This window comes from Marinilabilia salmonicolor (assembly GCF_003003035.1).
GTDB classification, from domain to species: Bacteria; Bacteroidota; Bacteroidia; order Bacteroidales; family Marinilabiliaceae; genus Marinilabilia; species Marinilabilia salmonicolor_A.
Genome location: NZ_PVTS01000007.1, coordinates 92334 through 116125, shown reverse-complemented (window position 1 = coordinate 116125; position 23792 = coordinate 92334). Strand labels below are relative to the sequence as shown.

The window sequence follows — 23792 nt, the reverse complement described above, 5'->3', positions numbered from 1 at the left end:
ATTGAAAGGATCATGGATTAAAAAAAATATTTTGCCAGTGGAAATATAAAGCCAAACCGACTTCCTTTTCCGGGAGAACCTTCAACAATTAGCTGTCCGTTATGCCGTTCTACAAATTCCTTGCAAACGGTTAGCCCCAGGCCTGATCCTTTTTCTCCATGAGTTCCGGGAGTAGAAAATATTTGAGACGGTTGTTTGATTTTTTCAATTTGTTCAGGTGTTAACCCCTGGCCGGAGTCTGATATAGAAACAATTAGCTGATCTTTTTTTACTTCTGTCTTTAAGGTAATTGTTCCCTTATAGGGAGTAAACTTAATGGCATTTGATAAAATATTCCGAACAACAATCCGCATCATCTCCGTGTCAGCTTCAAAGTTTATGGAGAAATCAAGCCCGGAACTGTCCAGTTGAATACCTTTTTTTATCATACTCTCCTTTAAAAGGGAGAGATTATCCTCGAAGATATCTCTAATAGATACAGACCCGGTATTCAGACTTATTTCATTGGTTTGAGAGCGGGCCCAATAGAGCAAATTTTCCATCAGCGCCAGCACCTGGTTGGACGAATCGTAAATATATCCGGCATATTCTCTTGAAAGATTATTACCCCCTTCATTGGAAAGTTCTTTTAAAATACTGGAAAAACCAATGATGGTGTTAAAAGGTGAGCGAACATCGTGGGCAATGACGGAAAAAAGCCGGTCTTTTGTATTGTTCAGTTTTTGCAGGTTATCATTACTCTGTCGCAATTCTCCCGCTTGTTTTTTTAGTTCATCAGCTTGTTGCTGTATGGTAAGCTTTTGATTTTCCAATTCCCGGTTGATGTCATCCAGTTCTATGGTTCTCTTTTTAAGGGAATTATTTTTTTCATGAAGCCGCCTGGTTCTTTCATTTACCAAAGCAATGAGTGCCACTTTCTGACGGCGCAGCATCCGGGTGCGAATGCGAACAACCAGGTAAATCACTATAAAAAACAAAGCAATAATGACCATTTGAAACCAAAGAGTCATATACCATGGCGGTTTAATCTTTACTTTAATGGAGATTCCCTTTTCATTCCAGATGCCATCATTATTGGCAGCCTTTACCTTGAGCGTGTAAGTGCCCGGGTTAAGATTGGTGAAAGTTGCTTCACTATTGTTACCTGTATAGTGCCAGCGACTGTCAAAGCCCTCCATCTTATATGCGTATTGATTCTTCGATGGCTGGATAAAGTTAATGGCAGTAAAACTTATGGTAAAAAACTTATCCGAATAGTCGAGTACCACGGTATCGGCATAACTGATGTGTTGTGAAAGGGGTTTGTCAGCTCCGAAGGAATCAACGGACTCATTAAATATTTGTAAATCGGTAAAAACCACTGTCGGAGGAGTCAGATTATAATTTATGTTATCTGGATCGAAAGAATTTAAACCTCCCGGGCCCCCAAAAAAAAGGTTGCCATTTCCATCCCTGTAAGAAGCTTTTAGATTAAAATCATTGGCCTGCAGTCCATCGGAAGTGTCAAAATTGAATACCTTCCTGGTTGCCGGATTGTATTCGGTAATGCCTCCGTGTGTGCTTACCCAGAGCTTCCCCTCATTGTCGTGCTCTATGCTGCAGATGTATTGATTGTTAAAGTCCTCGGAATGAAAAACGAAGTTGTCTGTTTCCGGACTATACCTGTATAACCCAAAGGTTGTTCCTACCCAGATAGAACTGTCGGGTGTCTCATGCAAGCAAATAACATCGTTACTCTTTAAAGCACTTGGATTATCGGAATTGTAGGATAAATAGACTTTGAAAACATCCGATCCTTCTTTCTTCAAGTTCAGACCGTTGGAGGTTGCTACCCACAAATTATTCTTCGAATCCAACAACACTTGGTTGGTCCATTCAATGGAGAGATTGCTGTTTTTTGGAGTATAGTGTTCAAAGACACCGGTTTTTTGGTTGAAATAATCGATGCCAATCCCATGTACAGCCAGCCAAAATTTGCCATGGTCATCTTCCTCTATTGACCTGATGTCGTTTCCCGCAATTGATTCAGGGTTGTTTTTATCATGTGAAAAAGAGATAAATCCATTGATTTCAGGGTTGAATTTTTGAATTCCGCGGGAATAGGTAGCTACCCACATATCCTTCCGGCTGTCTAAGTGTAAATCAAAAACAGAACCCTTGGCAAGAGATTCAGGATTTCCTTCTTCAGGCACGAAGCGGGTTACATTTTGCTGCGCCCATTGAAAAACCGTGATTCCACCATTGAAACCCCCCGTCCATAAATTTCCGTGGCGGTCCTCTGCAATGGAAAATACATTTTCGTCGCCCAGTGGCCAATAACTTTCAGGATTGCCGTCGAAGTGTTGGAATCCTCTTTGAGCTGAGGCAAAATCAAGACCTTCTTCCGAATAAAGGACCCAATAATTGAATTGATTGTCCTGAAAAATTTTAATTGGGTTATGTTTAACATTGTTGGCTCCGTCAGGTTCTTCATAATACTCATCGAAAGTATTGTTTTGGACGTTATATCTTTTTAATCCGGCGTAATCACAAGACCAAAGTGCCCCATGTTTGTCGATATACAAATCAATGACAAAAGCATTGTAATCATATGTAAGAAACTTTTGAGTAGTTTGTTTTCTGAAATTGAGCTGAGTAATGCCTTTGCCTCTTGATGCGATCCACAACAAACTGTCCTTATATATCAAATCTGTTATCTCAAGTTGATTGAGTTCATTTTCCAGATCAGTAGAAATCCATTGGGGAAGTTCCTCCTTTTCATATTTTTCATCATATCGGAAAAGATGAATGCCACCTCCGTTATTTTGCCCAACCCATAAATTGTTATTCCTGTCTGTGCAAAATGAGGTAATTTCACCTCCCTCTAATTCGATGACCGGCACAAATTGTTTCGTTTGCTCATTGTACCGATAGATGGATGCCCCTGTAGCGACCAGAATCTCATGATTCCTGTTTTCAGACACCCGGGTGGTAAAAGAGCGTTCAAGACCATTGGTGTTTTCATTCGAAGAGACCAGTTTGAAACCATCGATTTCGGGAATATAAATCGATAGCCCCCAGGCCGTGCCAATCCAAATCCTGTTTTTGCTATCAGCAAACAGTGTTTGAATGTTGTTATTGGCCAATCCGGTATTTTGTTCTTCATTGTTGCGGAAGATTTTCATCCGCTGCCCGTCATATCGATTTAATCCATCAATGGTTCCAATCCAGATATATCCTTTTTGATCCTGTGTAATGCTTGTGGTAAACTGGCTGGAGAGTTGTTTCTGTGCCGGAATTGACTTAAAGTATAAATTAGGTGACTGTCCATGTGAAAACAGCTGCCCCCATATCAGAAGAAGGAATAGTAGTAATGCCCGCATATTTTTTACCCTAAGAAGTCGGGGGCCCAATCCCAACCTAAAAACCCAATGTTCTTTATCAACATTATTATACTATGTAATCTGGAAAAAGTTATAAATAATCTAAAATTATTTTTTTCCTGATTTTTTATCTGATCTCAATGCTCTAACCGGACACCAATTATATTTTATTTGTATTCAGTTTAAAATATAAGATTTCTGAAACATTTATTGATTTTTGTCATATTTTCCACACTCGATCCATTATATTTGTAACGGTTTTTAAGAAAAATAAACTAAATAATTATAATTTATTTCTTTAAAACTCAAATTTTAAGTATTTATTCATTTTACCAAACCTGTTTTCCTACAAAAATCATGAATGATCAAACAACCCCCTCCATTCGTTTTTATGGTGAAGAAACCATTCCGGTTGAACTTCACAAAGTCAGAATCGTACAAAAACTCCATCTTCGCCCGGTAGATGAACGACTGGATGCAATAAACAAAGGTGGATACAATACTTTTTTACTGAATACCAAAGATGTATTTCTGGATATGTTGACCGACAGTGGTACCAATGCCATGAGTGACAATCAGGTTTCATCGATGCTTAAGGCAGATGATGCCTATGCAGGAAGTCAGAGTTTTTACAGGATGGAGGAGGCCTTGAGGGATGTTTTCGGAAAAGAGCATATACTTCCGGTTCACCAGGGGCGGGCAGCCGAGAATGTTGTTTCTCAGGTTTTCATTAAGCCCGGTGACATCATTCCCATGAACTATCATTTTACCACCACCAAAGCCCACATGGAATTGAACGGCGGTAAAATATTCGAAATATTGACTGAAGAAGGGTTAAAAATAAAAAGTAACCATCCATTTAAGGGTAATATTGATATCCAGCAGTTAAAAGATCTCATTTTGCAGTATGGAGCAGAGCACATCCCATTCATCAGGCTCGAAGCTTCTACAAATCTCATCGGAGGTCAGCCTTTTTCCATTCAAAATATGCGTGAGGTAAAAGCGGTAGCCGATGAATATGGAATTATGATTGTACTGGATGCCAGTCTTATTGGAGAAAATGCCTGGTTCATCAAACAACGTGAAGAGGAGTTTAAAAATACCTCGATACGCGATATCTTGCGCATGATGTGCGGGTTTGCCGACATCGTCTATTTTTCTTCACGCAAAGTGAGTTCTACCCGTGGTGGTGGCATTTGTACCAATAGCCATGAACTTTTTCTGAAGATGCGTGATTTGGTGCCTCTTTACGAAGGATTTCTGACTTATGGCGGAATGTCGGTTCGGGAAATTGAAGCCATGGCAGTCGGACTTCAGGAAACAACCGATGAAACAGTCATCAGTCAGTCGCCTTCATTTATTGAATATACAGTTAAAGAACTTGATGCCCGGGGCATTCCGGTTATTACTCCCGCCGGGGCATTAGGGTGCCACATTGATGCAATGTCTTTTTTGGAGCACATTCCGCAAAAAGAGTATCCTGCGGGAGCACTGGCAGCTGCGTTGTATATTATTTCAGGCTGTCGTGGTATGGAAAGGGGTACAATTTCCAGTGTACGTAACGAAAACGGGGAAGATGTGCTGGCAGACATGGAACTTCTGCGCCTGGCCTTTCCCCGACGGGTGTTTACCTTGTCACAGACTAAGTTTCTTATTGACCGCGTTCATTGGTTGTTTGAGAATAGAAAATTGGTCGGTGGACTTAAATTTGTTGAGGAGCCTGAAGTTTTGCGATTTTTCATGGGCCGGCTGGCTCCCGTGAGTGACTGGCCACAGAAATTGGTTGAAAAATTCAAGGAAGATTTTGGTAATAGTCTCTAATCCCGGAACAGATTAGATTTTAGGTTTGACCGGCATTTCCGAATATGGAAATGCCGGTTTTTTTATGTTTGAGAATAAAATCTGTCGTTTTGTTGAACAAAAATACGTTGGAAGTAGTTTGTAGAGAAAAACAATGAAAGATAGTAGTTTTTATTTGGATTTGTTTTAAATAAAACATTGTTCTATTTTTGCCACTCGTAAATTACAAAAAATTAAACCCAACTGATATGTCAACATTTGAAATATTGATGCCCAAAATGGGCGAAAGTGTGGAAGAAGCCACCATTACAAAATGGTTTGTCAAGGAAGGTGACACCGTTGAAGAGGATGATCCTATTCTTGAAATTGCCACCGATAAAGTGGATTCGGAAATTCCGTCTCCTGTGGCCGGAACCATCAAAGAAATTAAATTCGAAGTGGATGATGTGGTAGCCGTAGGAACTCCGGTTGCGATCGTTGCACTGGAAGGAGAAGAAGGAGACGAGGAGGATGGCAACGATTCAAAAGAGGAGGCTTCTGCAAAAAAAGAAGAACCACAAAAAACATCTGCTGAATCAAAATCAACGGAAAAAAGTGAAGCTACAGGTGAGGAAAATCAGCAGGAGAGTGATCGGTTCTACTCACCCCTAGTCAGAAGTATTGCTAAAGAGGAAGGCATCTCTTTCAAAGAGTTGGACACCATCGAAGGCAGTGGCCGCGAAGGACGCGTTACCAAAGAAGATCTGTTGAATTATCTGAAGTCGGGTAATGCCGGCAAAGCATCGACAAAAAAGAAAGCTGCAGAACCCGCGAAACAGGAAAAAACGGCTGAACAAGGAGCCGCAAGAACCATTCAGGCACCTAAAGTAACAGCAGGAGAGGGCGATGAGATAAAAGAAATGGATCGTCTTCGTAAGCTGATTGCCGATAATATGGTTATGTCTAAGCAGGTTTCCCCGCACGTTACTTCAATGGTAGAAGCCGATGTGACCAATCTGGTACTGTGGAGAAATAAAGTGAAAGATGAATTCCAGAAAAAATATGGTGAAAAACTCACCTTCATGCCAATGTTTGGTGAGGCTGTGGCCAAAGCACTGAGAGATTTCCCGGGGGTGAATGCTTCTGTTGATGGTCACAATATTATTCTTCGTAAGAATGTTAATGTCGGAATTGCCGTTGCACTGCCATCCGGAAACTTAATTGTTCCCGTGGTAAAACAAGCCGACCAGAAAAATGTGGTGGGAATGGCTACCGAAATGAACAGGCTTGCCGCAGCTGCACGCGACAACAAATTGTCCGGAGATGACATTCAGGGAGGTACTTTTACCATAACCAACTTCGGTTCATTCAAAAATACCATTGGAACCCCCATTATTAATCAACCACAAGTGGCTATTCTGGCAACAGGTACCATCGAAAAGAAACCTGCCGTCATAGAAACCCCCACCGGTGATGTGATTGCCATTCGCCATAAGATGTTCCTGTCTCTATCATACGACCACCGTGTGGTTGACGGAGCCCTGGGAGGAATGTTCCTTCGTCGTGTGGCCGATTACCTGGAGCAGGCTGACATTGATCGGGAGGTTTAATTTTCCTCCCGCAACAGCATTGTTCAATCATTCTGTTAATGAGTTTTTGAAGACTTATAATTATTATAAAAGGTTCTGATCAAAAAAAGTATGGCAATGACCAGTCTCATTAAACTAAGAAGTCAGGTTTCCATATTGTTTTTGTCAGATCTTTGAAAATAAACTTTATACTGATGAAGAGTAATTTTCCTGAAAAATATTCAATAAAAAAAACAGATAAGAAAACCCTTTTGGAGTGGTATCGTCTGTTGTTTTTGGGACGCACACTTGATGAACGTGCCCCGAATTACCTCAAACAAGCCATTGGTTGGTCGTATCATGCTCCTGCAGCGGGGCATGATGGCATTCAATTGGCCATTGGTCAGAATTTCAAAAAAAATAAAGATCATCTTTTTCCGTACTACCGCGATTTGCAGACCTGCGTATCAGCAGGAATGACTGCAGAAGAGGTTATCTATAATGGTATTTCCAAAGATGCAGACGTTGCCGGAGGAGGAAGACATATGTCCAATCACCTGGCCAAGCCCGAATGGAACATCCATAATGTGAGTTCCGCAACCGGTAACCATACACTGCATGCTTCCGGATTGGGTAGGGCACTTAAAACTTACAAGGAAAATGATGCGGTGGTCATCAGTTCACAAGGGGAGAGCTCTGTTTCTGAAGGCTATGTATATGAAGCCATCAACGGAGCTTCGCGCGAAAAACTTCCTGTTGTTTTTGTATTCCAGGACAATGGATACGGAATTTCAGTACCTAAAGAAGATCAAACTGCCAACCGTAAAGTTGCTCATAACTTTGAAGGGTTCAAAAACCTGCGCATCATCTACTGCAACGGTAAAGATGTTTTTGACTCCATGAATGCCATGGAAGAGGCTGTAAGCTGGGCTAAAAAAGAGCAAAGTCCGGTGGTGGTGCACGCCAACTGTGTGCGCATAGGATCTCACTCAAACTCCGATCGTCATGAGTTGTATCGTGATGAGAATGAATTGAATTATGTGAAGGAGTACGATCCACTGGCCAAATACAAAAGAATGTTGCTTCGGTATGAGAAAGCTACTGAGGACGAACTAAAAGAAATTGAGGAGAAAGTTACCAAGGAGGTAAAGGATGCTCACAAAAAGGCCATTAAAGCGGCTGATCCCAAACCCGAATCTATTCACGATTTTGTTATTCCCGAGCCTTACAAAAGTGAAAAATATCCTGATGGTCTTCATAAAGGAGAAGGAAACTCAATTAAACTTATTGAAGCCCTTAACGGAACGCTGAAAGCGGAATTCCGTCACAATCCTGATACCTACTTGTGGGGGCAGGACATTGCCAACAAGGATAAAGGAGGGGTGTTTAACGTATCCAAGGGAATGCAGCAGGAGTTTGGAAAGCACAGAGTGTTTAATGCCCCTATTGCAGAGGATTATATCATGGGAACAGCCAATGGCATGTCGCGCTACAACAAGAAAATCAGAATTGTAGTGGAAGGTGCTGAGTTTGCCGATTATTTCTGGCCTGCCATGGAACAATATGTGGAGACCACCCATGAATACTGGAGGACCAAAGGACAGTTCTCACCCAATATCACCATCCGTCTGGCATCGGGAGGTTACATCGGGGGCGGACTTTACCATTCACAAACCACCGAGGGAGCTCTGGCAACTTTCCCCGGAATCAGGGTTGTTTACCCGTCATTTGCCGATGATGCAGCAGGTTTGCTGAGAACTTCCATGCGCTCCGAAGGATTAACACTGTTTTTGGAACCCAAGGCCCTTTACAATTCGCCCAAAGCTGCAAGCGTTGTACCGGATGATTTTGAGGTTCCCTTTGGAAAAGCCCGCGTACGACGCGAAGGTGACAAGATGACAATCATCACCTATGGAAATACCACTCACATGTGTCTGGAAGCTGCCGAAAAGATGAGTAAGGAAGATGGCCTCGAAGTGGAGGTGATTGACATTCGGTCACTCATCCCTCTGGATAAAGAAACCATTCTGAAATCACTGGAAAAAACATCCAGGGCTTTAGTGGTTCATGAAGACAAAGTATTTGGCGGATTTGGAGGAGAGCTGGCAGCCATCATCGCAGATGAAGCATTTGAACTGCTGGATGCACCGGTTAAGCGCTTGGGAGCAGAGTTTACACCCATTGGATTTAACCGGATACTGGAAGCAGCAGCATTGCCCAATACAGAGAAAGTGCTTAAAGCAGCCCGTGAATTAGCAGCCTATTAAAGAAAGGCGAATTGGTTTAAACAAAACAAAGATAGAAATGAAGAAAATTGGTATATTTTATAGTTTCCGTTCCCACAAAACCAAGCAGCAGGTGAAAAAAATGATAAAACACCTGGGCGAAAAAAACGTGGAGCAGGTTGATGTGGATGTAGCCTCTCATAAGGATTTTGAAAAGTTTGAAAATTACATTTTTGCTGTTCCCACCTGGTTCGACGGAGAATTACCCAATTACTGGGACGAATTTTTGCCAACCATCGAAGATGACAGTTTGAAAGGAAAAACTTTTGCACTCTTTGGTGGCGGTGACCAAAAAGGATATCCCGAAAATTTTGTGGATGGTTTGGGCATTATGGCCGATTTTATTGAAAAACGAGGTGGAGAAGTAGTCGGCTTTACTTCAGTTGAGGGATACCAGTTTGAAGCTTCTATGGCTCAAAGAGGAGATCAGTTTGTGGGGCTTGCACTGGACATTGAGAATCAGGCAGCTTTGACTGAAGAACGAATTGAGAAGTGGATCAAGGAGGTTGAGAAAGCATTTAATGCTAAAAACAAATAAAGCTTTATTTGAGGGAAAGTTTTTCCACCATTTTTTTGGATTGTAGTTTCAAAACTTTACTTTTGTACCCGCTGAACAAAAACAGGCGACTCAGTAGCTCAGCTGGTAGAGCACGTCCCTTTTAAGGATGGGGTCCAGGGTTCGAATCCCTGCTGGGTCACCACTTTATTATGAACCGTATTTCGATTGGATTCGAAATACGGTTTTTTTATGGGGTTAATTATGTAAAACATCGAGTAATTTCTTTTACCAAAAAAAAAATTTACAGGAAACAAAAATTCTTCGGTTTAAAACCACCTTTTTTATCTGTAAAATAATTTCATAGTAATTGGGTTGTATAATCATTTTATAGTGGCTCCGTATTTACCGTAACGCTGTTCTCAAAATAAAACCGATGGGAACTTAGACCATCCACTTAAATAAAATTATTGAGGTCGGATGTAACTCGCAATCCTTTCAGACATCCACATTTATGGCAAATTATGGACTCAAATATCCATAATCGTTCCATTGCGATTCTTCTCAAAGATAATTAAGTATGAAACGAGCATGATATTTTTTAAATATAAATATCACAAGAGAATATGTTTAAAAGAATATTATGCGAGAGCGAAGCGGTTCCATTTGTTCTCAAATTTTTAATTAGTTCTTTATCACATAATTACAAAATTTTAAACGGATGAAAGAGAGGCTTGCGAATGCTTTACAATCTGCTAGCACAAAACGATAAAGAAGCTCAATCCCCATCATAGAATCGGATTAAACCACCTATAGCAGGCCAATTTCCAATGCAAAAACGAATATCCTCAGGCATATAGATTTATTTGTGCTTAAATACCGGCATCAATAGCCGTGTGTATGTTCGATTAAAATCAAAAAATAAGTGGGGAATAGGACAGGTGGGAAGAAATCCACCCTTGTTACATTTGTAACCACGCAAAAAGACCTCACGTTAACGTAGTAAAAGTCATATACATCACACTTTAAAACTCACTTTTTCAAATACTTACATCACACACTTAAAGTATATTTTCAATTGATTAAAGAAATCTATGCATAAATATTCACAACGATAGAAGCAAGTATCAATTGAGTGGTTTTTTCAGCTAAAAACCAGCGTTTTATTGACATTATATCAAGTGATAATATAATACAGCCCAGTAAACAAATCTATGAACATGATAAACAATTAAATACACAGCCAACGAAAAGGATCAAATACAGAGTCTTTAAGCCTCTGAAACATTCTAAAAGGCCATAAAATCCCTAATAGTAATATCATAAGTAACACTACATAAGTCTTCTATAAGTACTTAGCGTAAATGCAGCTTTAGGAACGCCAAGGCTCCCCGAATCATTTTTATCCTCCCCAAAAGCCAATGTTTTTTCGTGTACATCTGTAACCAATCAAACCACGATCTTAAATTTTAAAATTCAAAAAACAATGTTACATTTGTAGTAATTATTCAAACAATGGTTTTTACATTTGTTACGAAGCTAACCGCATAAGAATCATGCAAGAACGAATCAAGGAGATACTAACACAGGAAAGACTCAGTCCCGCGAGATTTGCAGAACTGGTAGGAGTTCAAAGGTCAAGCGTAAGCCACATTATTTCGGGAAGAAACAAACCAAGTCTCGATTTTCTGCAGAAAATCCTAACCCATTTCGAGCATATCAGTCCCGATTGGTTAATCACCGGTAAAGGTCCCTATAAGCGTTCAGATATAGCGAGAAAACAGACCAATGCAGGTCCCACATCATCCGGTTCGGACGGAAAAATTGTATTTCCTTCCTTCTCTTCATCTGCCAGGGAGGAAGAAAAGGCCATTTACAACACCAAACAGAAACAGGAGGCCTCTGAAAGCATCGCTGCACCGGAAAATCTGCAGAACAAGGAGGAAACTCCGCCTGTCAATGCCGAACCTGAAAATAAGATACCTTCTGAACCTGCGACTGGTGCCACCAAAAAGATTATTAAAACGCTTCTGTTTTACGACGATAATACCTTTGAGGTATTCTTTCCCCATAATGGATAAAACTTCTAAAAAAGCTTGATTTGCTGTCTTTTATGACTCCCTGAAGGCCTTTTATATTCATAGAGACCTGCCATAAAAATCAGATTCAGCAAACTCCTGCTTGGGAATCTCTTTCCTGGCATGATTGGTACCCGTATTTTTTTTATATTTGTCCGCGATAGCAATAGCACAGGCAGTTTACATTTGTAACAAAAAGGAGCATGTGGATTTATCAAGTTTAAAGTTCATTTGACCATACATCTCTATACAATTGTAAGCACAAAAACCCCCGAAGATTCTTTTTGAGAAACGCTTATTTTATATCGCAACTATGCAAAAGAAACACATAAATGATTTCACGGTAATTGCCAATGAGCGCCATACCCGTGAATTTGTGATCCTAACGCTGCAACATCCCGGCAAAATGCCGGAAATGTTACCGGGCCAATTTGTGGAAGCCCGTGTAGATGGCTCTAATGATACCTATTTGCGTCGTCCGCTCTCCATTCACGATGTGAATTATGACGACAATACTTTAAAATTACTGATACAGGAAGTTGGCCCGGGTACCCGCACGCTGAGTAAATTGCAGCCGGGTGATCAGCTCAACCTGGTATATCCTCTTGGAAACCATTACACTCTTCCCGAGAGTGATAAAGTCCTTCTGATTGGCGGCGGATGTGGAGTTGCCCCGTTACTCTTTCTTGGCCGATATCTTAAGGAACATGGCATTACACCGCGATTTCTCATCGGGGGACGCACCACAGCCGATCTGGTGGAGTTACAATCATATGAGAAGCTTGGAGAAGTGCTCGTAACCACCGAGGATGGGACACGCGGAACCAAAGGATACGTAATTCATCACCCGGTAATGAAAACTTTCGAACCGGATTTCGATTACATTTACACTTGTGGACCGGAACCCATGATGAAGGTCCTGGCCAAATATGCCGCCGAAAGAGATATAACATGCCAGGTCTCGATGGAAAACACCATGGCCTGCGGTATTGGTGCCTGTCTTTGTTGTGTAACTCCTACGCAGGACGGACATAAGTGTGTATGTACAGATGGACCGGTTTTTGACTCAAAATATTTGAAATGGTAGATTTATCCGTTAAACTAGGAAACTTATCTCTCCGAAATCCTGTTATGACCGCATCGGGTACGTTTGGATACGGAGAAGAGTATGAAGATTTTTTGGACCTGTCGGATTTGGGAGGTATCATTGTTAAAGGCACCACCGCAACTGCCAGAGAGGGAAATCCTTATCCCCGAATGGCCGAAACACCTATGGGAATGCTTAATGCAGTGGGACTTCAAAACAAAGGGGTCGATGTTTTTTGCAATGAAATTTGGCCCCGGATCAGCAATCGGGATACACGTATTCTGGTTAATGTCTCCGGGTCAACCGTAGAGGAATATGTTGAGACAGCTGAAAAAATAGCCGCTCTCGAAGGTGTTCCGGGTATTGAACTGAACATTTCCTGTCCTAATGTAAAAGAGGGCGGAATGGCTTTTGGTACCAGTTGCCCTTCTGCCATAGCCGTAACCAGGGCGGTTCGGGAGGTTTTTCCGCGACACCTGATGGTGAAATTATCTCCCAATGTTACCGATATTGCAGAAATTGCCAAAGGAGTGGAAGAGGCAGGGGCTGACTCGGTCTCCCTGATTAATACCTTACTGGGCATGGCCATTGATGTAAAGACTCAAAAACCGGTTTTATCAACAATAACCGGTGGACTATCAGGACCGTGCGTTAAACCAGTGGCACTGCGAATGGTTTGGCAGGTCGCCTCGGCTGTTAAGATTCCGGTTGTTGGACTTGGAGGAATCTCTTCAGCCAACGATGCCATTGAGTTTTTACTGGCCGGTGCTTCTGCTATTCAGGTGGGGACCGCCAATTTCCGGGAACCTGATGTTACCGTAAAAATAGTAAAGGGAATTGCAGAATATATGGAAGAGCGAGGCATCTCAAAGGTTTCAGATCTTATCGGGGCTTTGAAAGTTTAATGTATCTTTTGATTACAAAAGTAAACAAAGACCCATGAGTGAGTCGTTTACTTATGTATAAAAATAAAAAAGTCATGCACACTCGTTTTTGCACATTTGTAAACAAGAAGATAAAGGTAAAATTGTTATTGCTGTTGTTTATTGTACCTTTTGTAAACATCCCTGCAAAAAACAACCTTTCCAATCAACTCTCACAGGAAGCAACCATCTCCTTACTGACCTGTGCTCCCGGAGAGGAATTGTATTCCGTATTTGGACATACTGCCATAAGAGTCTCTGATCCGGAAAATGAAATAGACCTGGTTTTTAATTATGGCACATTTGACTTTAATACCCCTTTCTTTTACCTGAAGTTTGGCCATGGCAATCTGGATTATTTATTGTCTGTTTCACCGTTTAAACGCTTCATGCGTGAGTACTTCATGACCAATCGATCGGTGTGGGAGCAGGAACTGTCCCTTTCTGAATCTCAAAAAGAGTCATTGTTTAGGGATTTAATTGTCAATGCTCAACCGCAAAACCGGGCTTACCAATACGACTTTTTCTATGATAATTGTGCCACCAGGGTTGCTGATATTGTTCTGGAGCAATATAGTTCTGACCGGGTAAATTTCTCTACAGAGAACATTCCGGTATCATTGACTTTTCGGGAAGCCATTCATCCTTATCTGGAAAAGCAACCGTGGACAAAGTTTGGAATTGACCTGATCTTGGGAGCACCCGCTGATGCTCAAACCGATTCTGCATCCATCATGTTTCTTCCTGATTATCTGATGGGACAGTTTTCCGGTATTCGCATTGATGACACCGAAAACCTGGTCGCTGCAACAAATATTTTACTGGACTTAAGTGATTATTCCGAATACAAAGCAGCCGATTGGTGGTCACCGACAACCACTCTTTGGGTATTGTTTATTCTTATTGCACTGTGGTCTTTTACTGAGCAAAAAGGAAAAGGCAAATTGAAGGTTTTCGATTTTATTCTTTTCAGTGCTGTTTCTCTGTTGGGCATCGTTATTTTTTATCTGAGCTGGATCTCCAATCACCAGGTTACCAGCCCAAATTGGAATTTGTTATGGGCCAATCCATTCTGGATCTTATTGGTTACAAATGTAAAATATATTTACCGTAAACTTTTTTGTTTTCTTCAGGGGGTTGCCCTGGTAATATTTCTTGTTGTGATGGCGGCGGGCATTCAATATTTTCCATACGAAAGTCTTCCTGTTATCTTATTATTGATTGTTCGTGGTTTTTTCTCTTGCCATCTGCAATTAAAATAATTCTTAGGCGTTATTCAACCAGCTGAAAATCTTTAGGTTTAGACAAACAGGGCAAACAATATGGTTTGCGGTTACTGACAAGGAACCACCCACTGCAGGGTGACCTTTTAAATATCGTACTCCCGGGCCGTTTGTTATGTTAACTAATGTCAGGCTGAATTTGCCTTTATCAAATTATCGGTGGCAGCTTTTGCCTAAATCTTAAAATTATTTTCTTTAAACTTCATCGAATCATCAAAAAAAAGAAACTTTCTTATTGTGTTTTCGTAATAAGCAAGGAGTAATTTTGTCTCTTTTATCAAAAAGACTATTTTTACGTCAACTTTCAAGGGTTTAAGAAGAAAAAGTTTTCATTATTTCCGATGAGCAGTATTCCGGGATGAATTTTGTTTTCGGTAATAGAGCAGATTTATGAAGTTACATTATAAGATTTTACTCATTCTTGCCGGAGTATCGGCAGGTTTGGCAGCCAAATATATTACAGGTCCCTCTATTCAATCATTTGGTACCGATTTTACCCCTCCGGAGCCGGATGTTTCCTCGTTGCGTATTTCCGGATTTTTCTCCGACGATGTTGTTTTTGAATCCATAGATCAATCGGTTAATTCATTTCTTCGCCGCAACGATATGGCCGGAGCATCTGTTGCCATAGCCAAAGATGGCAAGCTTGTTTTTTCCAGAGGATATGGTTGGGCAGATATGGAAAACCGGATTCATACCGAACCTTATCATCTGTTCAGAGTTGCCAGTGTTTCCAAATTAATTACCGCCGGAGGTATTATGAAATTGGTTGAAGACGGGAAATTGAATCTGGATGATTCTGTCTTTGGACCGGATGGAATTCTGAATCAGGCACCTTACGATGTTTACATCGATCGAAACGTAGAAGACATCAAAGTAAAGCACCTGCTGAATCATTCGGGAGGTTGGACTAACCGATGGGGCGATCCCATGTTTATTCCGCATGCTGTTGCCCGGGGGTTGGGGAAAGAATTGCCTGTGGATGCCACCGACATTATCCGTTACATGCTGGGGAAGAGATTGCATTTTAAACCTGGAACCATGTCTTCTTATTCGAACCTGGGATATGCAATTTTGGGCAAGGTCATTGAAAAAGCGAGTGGCGACAACTATGAATCATACATCAAAACCAATATTCTTTATCCCATAGGCATTTTTGATATGCGTCTGGGTGGCAGTTATCTGACTGAACGGGCCGAATTGGAAGTAAAATATTACGAACCTGCGGATACGTATAAGGTTATTGATCACCGCAGTGATGACCAGGTGTTGCGGAGTTACGGAGGTAACGATATTCATACGCTGGGACCTGCAGGTGGGTGGCTGGCATCTTCCACCGATTTATTAAAGTTTATGCTGGCCATTGACGGAATGAATCTTCCCGAAGATATTTTGTCGGCCGAATCGGTGGAACGAATGACAACACCGGAAAAGAAATATCTGGATCCGATGGGTTGGCGTGGTGTCAGAAAGAGCTACTGGTATCGCACCGGAACGCTTGCAGGCACTTCGGCTTTGATGGTCAAGAAAGAAGATGGTATTTCATATGTGGTATTGTTCAACAGCAGTACATGGAAAGGGCCCATGCTTGCTTCCGACATCCGGAGAATGATGGAAAGAGGAATCAGCAGGACCGCTGAATGGCCTGATTATGATCTTTTTGATCTGGCCAGTAACTGGAAATAAATGAATCAGTAGAGCTATAAATACGGCTCCAAAAATACCAAAGCCTTTCGGAAAACCGGAGGGCTTTTTTATTACTCTGAGTCGATACGGACTTCTCCGACGATGTTGTTTTTGAATCCATAAATCAACCGGCAAAGCCGAAGCCGATCCGCCGTTTCCGGTCTAACTGCGGATCCAAATTCGCCGCACCTGATCAACGAATTATCTTTCCTATGGTTTTAACCTTTACGAAAAGTATATTCTTTCAGAATAATAGTTTATCCGAACACCCATAATGTATTTGAATATGAACTGCCTTTATTAAATGACTTTATCGCCTTGTCCTATAATTGACATTATGTTAATTTTACATACGAAAAGAAAAGCAGAACAAAACTGCTCTGCTTCTCTTCTAATATTCTATAATGTAAAATTACTCTCCTCTCAGAGCCTTAATCTTAGCATCTACTTCATCGTATTTGTCCATCATTTCAAATCTGTAGTACAAACCTTTCAGACTTTCCAAAACAGATATTTCCTCTGGTTTAGCCTCATGTGCTTTTTCCATATAAGGCAACGAAGTTTTGAACAACTCGTCAGCTTTAGCTTTTTCTTTCTGGAATTTGGCATGATCCGTTTCGTCATTGGCCACATTCATCTGCTCAATGGCCTTATTGTAATAAATCACACCAAGGTTATATAAAGCATCAAAATAATCTTCCTGCAATTCCAATGCTTTTTTATAATCTTCAATAGCATTTTCATAGTTTTTAGCCTGATCGGCCAATACACCTCTTGCATAATAATAAGTCGCATTCTCAGGATCTTTCTCGATAGCCTGGTTCAAATAAGCCTTGGCAGCATCATTTTGCTTGGTTTCCAGGTAATAGTTGATCAACTGTGTCAGCAAACGATCATCCTCGGGATACTTCTCAAAGCCAGTCTGAAGATTTTCAGCCATTTTGGTTGAATCCTGCATTGTTCCATAAACCTGGTGCAGCAGCAACACAGCATCTCCTCCACCGTAACTGTATTCGATAGATTCTTCCAGATATTCGGAAGCCTTATCCCAGTTTTTTGCATTGTAAGCAGCCAAGGCAGTATTGTAAATAATAGCGGTATCAACAGTTGGATTCTCCTTCTGGAACATCTCCAAGTCATTAACCTTCAGCACATTCTCAAATGCCACCATGGCATTTTCGTAGTTCTGTTCGTTAAATCCTTCAATACCGGCATTGGTCAGTTCATTCACAAAGAAAGTCAATGCCACTTTAATCTCGTTTTCAAAACGACCTTTATCCGCTTTATCCAATTCGATGGCCTTCATATAATGATCTACAGCATCCTTAAGATCCTGAATATCTTTACTTTTCTTATATTTTGCAGTTTCAAGCTTGGCTGCTACAATATAAGTTTTTGGCCAGTCGGCAGAACGCTTATGCGTATAAGCATCTTCCAAACGCTCTTCGGCTGCTTCCAGATCCCCGTTATCAATATAGGCCTCTGCAGCATTTACTTTACCTTTCTGCGCATACACACCTGCTCCTACAAACAGCGCAAGTGCTACAAATAGTAACTTTTTCATTGTTATTTGTTTTTGAGTGGATTTACAAATTAAATTTATGATTTTTCCTCGTTATTTTCATCATCAATATCATCCGATTGTTTCTCCAGAAGTCCGGATTCCACGATATCTTCATCCATTTTTGACTCAGATATCACTTTGGTTACCGAAGCAATCATATCATGCTTTTTATCCAGGTTGATTAGCCGTACTCCCTGAGTGGCACGTCCTGTAACCCTCAAATCAGCAACTGCAACACGTATGGTAACTCCTGAGCGGTTCATTATCATCAGATCATTGTCGTCGTTGACGCTCTTTATGGTAATGAGATCGCCTGTCTTTTCGGAAATACGCATGGTTTTGACACCTTTACCACCGCGGTTGGTGATGCGATAATCCTCCAGATTGGAACGTTTTCCAAAACCTTTTTCAGAAACAACGAGAATATCGTCTGCTGTATCTTTTACACAAACCATGCCAACCACTTCATCAGTATCTGAGTCAAGCGTTATCCCCCTCACTCCCTGACCAGTACGTCCGATATTCCGAACCTTGGTTTCGTTGAAACGAATGGCTCTTCCAGAGCGGGTTGCCATTAAAATTTCGCTGTTTCCATTGGTCAGACGCGCCTGAATCAGTTCATCATCCTCACGGATACTGATGGCAATCACACCTGATTGACGAGGTCTGCTGTAATCGGCCAGCAGGGATTTTTTGATAACTCCCTTTTTGGTTCCCATTACAATGTGATGGCTGTTGCAATACTCCTCATCGTTGAGTTTCTTGACACGAATGAAAGCCTTCACGGTATCTTCCGGATCAATCTGCAGAAGATTTTGAATGGCACGACCTTTAGAGTTCTTGGTTCCTTCCGGAATCTCGTAAACCTTCAGCCAGAAACAACGCCCCATTTTGGTAAAGAAGAGCATTGTATTGTGCATGGATGCGGGATAAATATGCTCAATGAAATCCTCATCCCTGGTGGTACTTCCTTTCGACCCCACTCCGCCTCTGTTTTGGGTACGGAACTCGGCCAAAGGGGTACGTTTGATATAGCCCAAGTGAGAGATGGTGATAATCATCTGCTCGTCGGCATAAAAATCCTCCGGATTAAACTCCTCTGAAGAATAGACAATATCTGTACGACGCGGGTCGTTGTATTTGTCTTTAATCTCCAGCATCTCGTTCTTGATGATTTCCATTCTGAGTTCTACTTTCTCCAGGATCTCCTTCAAGCGATCAATCTCCTTCAAAAGTGCCTCATATTCTGCTCTTAGTTTATCCTGCTCCAGTCCTGTAAGCTGCCTCAGCCGCATTTCTACGATGGCACGGGACTGAATGTCTGTCAGTCCAAAACGTTCAATAAGTTTTTCTCGCGCTTCATCGGGACTTTGAGCAGCACGGATAATCTTGATGACTTCATCAATGTTATCACTGGCAATAATAAGTCCTTCCAGAATGTGAGCCCGCTTTTCAGCCTGATCCAGTTCAAATTGTGTTCTGCGGGTAACCACATCGTGACGGTGCTCCACAAAATTCTGGACAATACCCTTAATATTCAGCAACTGCGGACGACCTTTAACCAGTGCAATGTTGTTGACACCAAAAGAAGACTGCAACGCCGTATATTTATAAAGGTGGTTCAAAACCACATTGGCAATAGCTTCTTTTTTCAGGTCGATTACAATGCGCATTCCGTCCCGGTCCGACTCATCGTTCACGTTAGAAATACCCTCAATCTTCTTTTCATTGACCAGATCAGCAATCCGAACAATCAGATCGGCCTTGTTGACCATATAAGGGATTTCTGTAATCACGATTTTTTCGCGACCGTTGTTTTCCGTTTCAATTTCCGATTTGGCACGAATAACAATGCGGCCTCGTCCTGTTTCATACCCCTCTTTTACTCCCTGGTAACCATAAATGGTACCACCTGTCGGGAAATCAGGAGCCTGAATAACCTTGATCAGCTCCTCGATGGTGACCTCGGGATTATCGATGTATGCCACAATGGCATTAATCGCATCTCCCAGATTGTGCGGAGGCATATTGGTAGCCATTCCCACCGCAATACCCGAAGTACCGTTTACCAGCAGAGCCGGTATGCGTGTTGGAAGCACCGTCGGCTCCTTAAGGGAGTCATCGAAATTGTACTGAAAGTCAACAGTATTTTTATCAATATCGGCCAGCATTTCTTCAGAAAGCCGGTTCATGCGTGCCTCCGTATAACGCATTGCTGCAGGACTGTCACCATCAACCGATCCCATATTACCCTGTCCATCCACCAACATGTAGCGCATCGACCAGGGTTGAGCCATCCGAACCATTGCATGATACACCGACGAATCACCGTGCGGGTGGTATTTACCAAGCACCTCACCCACAATTCTTGCGGACTTCTTGTAAGGCTTGTTGGGAGACATTCCCAGATCATGCATTCCGAAAAGTACACGTCTGTGTACCGGTTTTAGGCCATCCCGAACGTCAGGTAAGGCACGGGAAACAATCACAGACATCGAATAATCGATGTATGCCGATTGCATTTCCTCTTCAATGTTAATCTTTATTATTCTTTCTTCATCAGCCATTTAGATAGTCTTTAGATGAGTCTGAAATTGAAAAAATGCCCATAGCTGAGGGCCATTTTTTTCGCCGCCCTAAATTAAGCATTTCCACCCGAATCGAAAAAAAACCGACCTTGTTTTTTATCCCCTTTTCTTCTTGGGATTTTTAGGCTTTTTATAGTATTTTTGAGCATAGCAAAAACTGTTAATATGACATCTGATAAAACATTGCACAGTTTTTGTAAACTAAACAACCTGATAATTATAAAAGGTACCATATGGATCTAAACTTTTCACCCAAAATAAAAGAGGTAATCTCCTATAGCCGTCAAGAAGCATCGCGATTGGGAAACCCGTTTCTGGCTCCCGAACATTTGATGTTGGGATTACTCAATCACCCCAATAGTAAAGCCGTGAAGATGCTCGAACACCTGAAAGTGGATGTGGAGTATGTGCGCGACAATATTGAAAAACAAATAAAAGAACACACACCACTGAACAATAACAACCAGTTACCTCTTTTAAAATCTACCGAACAAATTTTAAAACTGGTACATCTTGAGGCCAGAGCGTTAAAAAGCTCAAAAGTTAACACGCTGCACCTGTTGCTGGCCTTATTGAAAGACAGGAGTAGCACAATTTCTGAGATTATGAATGATTATAATGTAAAATACGAACAGGTTCATTTACTGGCCGAGCAAATGTCGCCACAGGGTAAGGCTCAGATGCCTGATGATGATGATGCCGATTCTCCGTTCTCCTCACAGGGTGGCGGCGGAGGAGGCCATGAAGGTGGCAAATCGGGAGCCGGAAAACCCGGTTCGGATACGCCGGTACTGGACAATTTCGGGATCGATATCACACGGGCCGCCGAAGAAGGTCGTCTCGACCCTATCGTTGGACGTGAACGCGAGATTGAGAGGCTGGCACAAATTCTCAGCCGCAGAAAGAAAAACAATCCTGTATTGATTGGAGAACCGGGGGTTGGTAAATCAGCCATTGCTGAAGGTCTTGCACTCCGAATCATCGACAAGAAAGTTTCCCGTGTGTTGTTCGATAAAAGAGTGGTTACGCTGGATCTGGCATCTATTGTAGCCGGAACAAAATACCGTGGCCAGTTTGAGGAACGCATCAAAGCCATTCTCAACGAATTGTCGAAAAACCCGAACATCATTCTTTTTATTGATGAAATACACACCATTGTTGGTGCCGGCGGAGCTACCGGATCGCTCGATGCGGCTAATATGCTGAAACCGGCTCTGGCACGTGGAGAAATACAGTGTATCGGAGCCACCACGCTGGACGAATACCGTCAGCATATTGAGAAAGACGGAGCTTTGGAACGTCGTTTCCAAAAGGTAATGATTGAACCTACCTCGGTGGATGAAACCATCGAAATCCTTAATAATATCAAGGAAAAATATGAAGATCACCACAATGTGAGTTTTACCGGTGAAGCCATCGAGGCTTGTGTAAAACTTACCGAAAGATACATCTCTGACCGTCATCTTCCCGACAAAGCCATCGATGCGTTGGATGAGGCCGGCTCACGGGTTCACATCAGCAATATTATAGTTCCTGAAACAATCCTCAAACTGGAGGAGAAAATCGAGGAGACCAAAGAAAATAAAATTAAGGCCGTAAAGGCTCAGAATTTTGAGCTGGCTGCCTCGTTCCGGGATAAGGAAAAAACATTAATTGATGAATTGGAAACTTCCAAGTCGAAGTGGGAAGAAGAACTACAACAACACCGGGAAACGGTGGATGCCGAGAAAGTGGCTGAAGTGGTGGCCATGATGACTGGAATTCCGGTTCAGCGGGTGGCTCAGGCCGAAGGTGCCCGCCTGCTTAAAATGGGTGAACAGCTCAAGGGCAAGGTAATTGGTCAGGATGACGCCATCGTAAAAATAGTAAAAGCCATTCAGCGCAACAGAGCCGGATTGAAAGATCCCAACCGTCCCATCGGTTCTTTTGTTTTCCTTGGACCAACCGGTGTGGGGAAAACCCACCTGGCAAAAATCCTTGCTCAATATCTCTTTGATACCACCGATGCACTCATCAGAATCGATATGAGTGAATATATGGAGAAATTCAGTGTTTCCAGACTGGTGGGAGCCCCTCCGGGGTACATCGGATATGAAGAGGGTGGTCAGCTGACCGAAAAGGTGCGTCGTCGCCCCTATTCCGTTGTTTTGTTGGATGAAATTGAGAAAGCACACCCCGATGTCTTCAATATTCTGCTTCAGGTACTTGATGAAGGACGTTTGACAGATAGTCTCGGACGACGGGTGGACTTTAAGAATACCATTATAATAATGACCTCCAACATCGGTACCCGTGAGTTGAAAGACTTCGGACGTGGAATTGGATTTTCAACGGCCAATCAGGCCACGGATGGCGAACATGCCAAAAGCGTTATAGAAAAGGCGCTCAAAAAAGCTTTCGCGCCTGAATTCCTCAACCGGATAGATGATGTGGTGATTTTCAACAGTCTGGAGAAAGAGGATATCCGTAAAATTATTGATATTGAACTTAAAGGTTTGTATCAGCGGGTGGAATCATTGGGTTACAAGCTGGAGTTGTCGGAAGATGCCAAAGATTTCATTGCCGCCAAAGGATTTGATGTTCAGTATGGTGCCAGACCATTGAGAAGGGCCATACAGAAATACCTCGAAGATGAGATGGCAGAAGTGATCATTCAGGCAAGTATTTCTGAAGGTGATGCCATTGAAGTTGGCTTTGACAAAGAAAAGGAGCAGGTAACTACCCGTATTGTGAAATTCACCAAAAAAGGCGGGAAAAAGTCGGACGATGCTGAGGAAGAATCAAAGCAAGCCAGTAAAAATTAAAACATAGCAAAGATTGAATCCAGGGCTGTTTCCAATGTGAGGCAGCCCTTTTTTTATGCTGTCTGCCCCTTTAATATCCGGTCGTTGAGAATGGCAAGCTAATATGCCTTATTCGATTGGCTGTCCTCCTAAAAGTGAGGCTTTTACCTTTTAAAGGAATACATAATGCTGTTGTGTTTTTAAGGCCGAAGGTCTTTAAGCAATAGCCTGGGGCAACGCCCCAGGCTATTTGTAACAAATCCTCCTGCTCTCATTATTGGTCGCATTGCGACCAATAATGAGAGCAGGA

General features: G+C 42.0%; 13 protein-coding genes and 1 tRNA gene. 11 read left to right on the top strand and 3 right to left on the bottom strand.

The window, feature by feature from the left end; translation table 11 throughout:
• Positions 1-17 precede the first annotated feature (17 nt).
• On the bottom strand, positions 18-3362 hold the full coding sequence (locus BY457_RS08975) for a ligand-binding sensor domain-containing protein (protein WP_106152997.1): 3345 nt from the start codon (positions 3360-3362) through the stop codon (positions 18-20).
• A gap of 357 nt (positions 3363-3719) precedes the next feature.
• Between BY457_RS08975 and BY457_RS08970 the strand changes: the two genes are divergently transcribed.
• The 10 genes from BY457_RS08970 to BY457_RS08925 all read left to right on the top strand — a co-directional run bounded on the left by BY457_RS08970 (position 3720) and on the right by BY457_RS08925 (position 16547).
• Positions 3720-5183, top strand: a complete 1464-nt coding sequence (locus BY457_RS08970; protein ID WP_106152996.1) for a tryptophanase — start codon at positions 3720-3722, stop codon at positions 5181-5183.
• 227 nt (positions 5184-5410) lie between these two features.
• Positions 5411-6751 (top strand): dihydrolipoamide acetyltransferase family protein, encoded by a 1341-nt coding sequence (locus BY457_RS08965; protein WP_106152995.1) that lies wholly within the window; start codon positions 5411-5413, stop codon positions 6749-6751.
• Positions 6752-6924: 173 nt separating this feature from the next.
• Positions 6925-8976: an alpha-ketoacid dehydrogenase subunit alpha/beta gene (locus tag BY457_RS08960; protein ID WP_106152994.1), complete on the top strand. Its 2052-nt coding sequence runs from the start codon at positions 6925-6927 to the stop codon at positions 8974-8976.
• Between the two features lie 37 nt (positions 8977-9013).
• Positions 9014-9532, top strand: coding sequence for a flavodoxin (locus BY457_RS08955; RefSeq protein ID WP_106152993.1), 519 nt, complete (start codon positions 9014-9016; stop codon positions 9530-9532).
• A gap of 87 nt (positions 9533-9619) precedes the next feature.
• A tRNA-Lys gene (locus BY457_RS08950) sits at positions 9620-9695 on the top strand.
• A gap of 1351 nt (positions 9696-11046) precedes the next feature.
• Positions 11047-11571 (top strand): helix-turn-helix domain-containing protein, encoded by a 525-nt coding sequence (locus BY457_RS08945; RefSeq protein ID WP_106152992.1) that lies wholly within the window; start codon positions 11047-11049, stop codon positions 11569-11571.
• A gap of 310 nt (positions 11572-11881) precedes the next feature.
• Positions 11882-12655, top strand: coding sequence for a dihydroorotate dehydrogenase electron transfer subunit (locus BY457_RS08940; protein ID WP_106152991.1), 774 nt, complete (start codon positions 11882-11884; stop codon positions 12653-12655).
• On the top strand, positions 12649-13560 hold the full coding sequence (locus BY457_RS08935) for a dihydroorotate dehydrogenase (RefSeq protein ID WP_106152990.1): 912 nt from the start codon (positions 12649-12651) through the stop codon (positions 13558-13560). Before BY457_RS08940 ends, BY457_RS08935 begins: the two co-directional genes overlap by 7 nt.
• Positions 13561-13634: 74 nt before the next feature.
• Complete coding sequence (locus tag BY457_RS08930; RefSeq protein ID WP_258176678.1) at positions 13635-14840, top strand: Lnb N-terminal periplasmic domain-containing protein; 1206 nt, start codon at positions 13635-13637, stop codon at positions 14838-14840.
• Positions 14841-15251: 411 nt separating this feature from the next.
• Positions 15252-16547 carry a serine hydrolase domain-containing protein gene (locus BY457_RS08925; protein ID WP_106152988.1) on the top strand — a complete coding sequence of 432 codons (1296 nt, stop codon included), beginning with the start codon at positions 15252-15254 and terminating at the stop codon, positions 16545-16547.
• 412 nt (positions 16548-16959) lie between these two features.
• Here the strand turns inward: BY457_RS08925 and BY457_RS08920 are convergent, their stop codons facing one another.
• Complete coding sequence (locus BY457_RS08920; RefSeq protein WP_106152987.1) at positions 16960-18111, bottom strand: tetratricopeptide repeat protein; 1152 nt, start codon at positions 18109-18111, stop codon at positions 16960-16962.
• Positions 18112-18146: 35 nt separating this feature from the next.
• Complete coding sequence (gyrA, locus tag BY457_RS08915; protein WP_106152986.1) at positions 18147-20678, bottom strand: DNA gyrase subunit A; 2532 nt, start codon at positions 20676-20678, stop codon at positions 18147-18149.
• Between the two features lie 254 nt (positions 20679-20932).
• On the opposite strand from gyrA, the gene BY457_RS08905 reads away from it, so the two are divergent.
• Positions 20933-23503, top strand: a complete 2571-nt coding sequence (locus tag BY457_RS08905; protein ID WP_106152984.1) for an ATP-dependent Clp protease ATP-binding subunit — start codon at positions 20933-20935, stop codon at positions 23501-23503.
• The last annotated feature ends 289 nt before the right edge of the window (positions 23504-23792 follow it).

Coding starts and splice junctions, on each gene's coding strand:
- BY457_RS08975 (WP_106152997.1), bottom strand. CDS start 3,362: ATGCGGGCATTACTACTATTCCTTCTTCTGATATGGGGGCAGCTGTTT.
- BY457_RS08970 (WP_106152996.1), top strand. CDS start 3,720: ATGAATGATCAAACAACCCCCTCCATTCGTTTTTATGGTGAAGAAACC.
- BY457_RS08965 (WP_106152995.1), top strand. CDS start 5,411: ATGTCAACATTTGAAATATTGATGCCCAAAATGGGCGAAAGTGTGGAA.
- BY457_RS08960 (WP_106152994.1), top strand. CDS start 6,925: ATGAAGAGTAATTTTCCTGAAAAATATTCAATAAAAAAAACAGATAAG.
- BY457_RS08955 (WP_106152993.1), top strand. CDS start 9,014: ATGAAGAAAATTGGTATATTTTATAGTTTCCGTTCCCACAAAACCAAG.
- BY457_RS08945 (WP_106152992.1), top strand. CDS start 11,047: ATGCAAGAACGAATCAAGGAGATACTAACACAGGAAAGACTCAGTCCC.
- BY457_RS08940 (WP_106152991.1), top strand. CDS start 11,882: ATGCAAAAGAAACACATAAATGATTTCACGGTAATTGCCAATGAGCGC.
- BY457_RS08935 (WP_106152990.1), top strand. CDS start 12,649: ATGGTAGATTTATCCGTTAAACTAGGAAACTTATCTCTCCGAAATCCT.
- BY457_RS08930 (WP_258176678.1), top strand. CDS start 13,635: ATGCACACTCGTTTTTGCACATTTGTAAACAAGAAGATAAAGGTAAAA.
- BY457_RS08925 (WP_106152988.1), top strand. CDS start 15,252: ATGAAGTTACATTATAAGATTTTACTCATTCTTGCCGGAGTATCGGCA.
- BY457_RS08920 (WP_106152987.1), bottom strand. CDS start 18,111: ATGAAAAAGTTACTATTTGTAGCACTTGCGCTGTTTGTAGGAGCAGGT.
- gyrA (WP_106152986.1), bottom strand. CDS start 20,678: ATGGCTGATGAAGAAAGAATAATAAAGATTAACATTGAAGAGGAAATG.
- BY457_RS08905 (WP_106152984.1), top strand. CDS start 20,933: ATGGATCTAAACTTTTCACCCAAAATAAAAGAGGTAATCTCCTATAGC.